This is a genomic window from Xenorhabdus littoralis (genome assembly GCF_033949345.1).
GTDB lineage: Bacteria > Pseudomonadota > Gammaproteobacteria > Enterobacterales > Enterobacteriaceae > Xenorhabdus > Xenorhabdus littoralis.
In genome coordinates this window covers 1-1138 of the sequence record NZ_VCDP01000192.1, presented here as the reverse complement: position 1 = coordinate 1138, position 1138 = coordinate 1, and the positions used below count along the sequence as shown (strand labels likewise).

The 1138-nt window shown below is 42.4% G+C and carries 2 protein-coding genes; one reads left to right on the top strand and one right to left on the bottom strand.

The window, feature by feature from the left end; genetic code table 11:
• The coding region (locus tag FE394_RS19185; protein ID WP_319927915.1) for an IS630 family transposase at positions 1-790 on the top strand (790 nt) is incomplete at its 5' end.
• 19 nt (positions 791-809) lie between these two features.
• On the opposite strand, the gene FE394_RS19180 is transcribed toward FE394_RS19185, so the two are convergent.
• Entirely contained in the window at positions 810-1004 is a 195-nt protein-coding gene (locus FE394_RS19180; RefSeq protein ID WP_319927914.1) for a hypothetical protein, read from the bottom strand.
• Positions 1005-1138: the final 134 nt, after the last annotated feature.

Sequence of the window (1138 nt, the reverse complement as noted above, 5' to 3'; positions counted from 1 at the left end):
GCGGGTGGTTCTGATTGAATATTTGGCGGCAAATTTGATGCACACCACCGCGCAAATTGTGGACTATGTCTGGGCACACTGGCAGGTGACTTTCACCGTAGCCGGGATGACAAAATGGCTCCATCGTCAAGGATTCAGTTACAAAAAGCCGATGGGAACGCCGCATAAATTCGACGCGGATAAACAACAACAATTTATTGAGACCTACAACGCGTTGAAAGCAAAATGTGGTCAGCATGAGCCGATTTTGTTTATTGATGCCACGCATCCTACCCAATCCACAAAATTAAGTTACGGTTGGATGAAACGCGGAAGAGAACATGTCAAAGTAGTTAAAACCACAGGCAGCCGTACCCGTCTCAACCTCATGGGTGCACTCAATTTGCAGCGGATTGAAGAGACCGTTATTCGTGAATATCCGACGATTAACGCAAAAAATGTCGTCCTGTTTTTCGGTGCGATCCGAGAAACGTATCCGCTTTCACAAAAAATTCACATTATTCTGGATGGTGCGGGTTATCACCGTTCCGAATTAGTTCAATTTTTTGCCGAAGTGTTGAATATTGAGTTGCACTACCTGCCGCCTTACAGCCCGAACCTCAACCCAATTGAGCGATTATGGAAGTACGCGAATGAACAGATACGCAACAATGTCTATTTCCCGGATGCGAAAACATTCCGTGAAACATTTCATCATTTTTTTCATATCACCTTCCCCGAAAAAATACAGGCATTGGCTACTCGGTTGACGGATAATTTCCAAACTTTCATTTCTGCATCTTCAAGTTAATTGCGTATAGTGCATATAATCAACCCAGCAATGTGTGTGTAACTGGCATATTAATAGCATTAGGCGTGTCTTTTATAGACTTCCAACACGTAATATCTGAGACTAACTTCATTCGTTGCTCATTACGTACTAACACCATTTCATCCTTGATCACAATACCTGCTACCAGTTTCGGCTCTTTGCCATTATACAGTTTTGTTTTGGTCGGGTGCATTTGGTGTCCATACCTTTCAATAATCTGACGAGTTATGGATTTGAAAAGTGGATTTACGTGGTTTCCCGAGAAAGTAAGGTCATCGACATATAGGGTCATTCAAGCCTTGTACATTATTAACTAACCCGATATAT

Excerpts from the sequence above, each read along its gene's own strand:
- FE394_RS19180 (WP_319927914.1), bottom strand. The coding sequence starts at position 1,004 with ATGCACCCGACCAAAACAAAACTGTATAATGGCAAAGAGCCGAAACTG.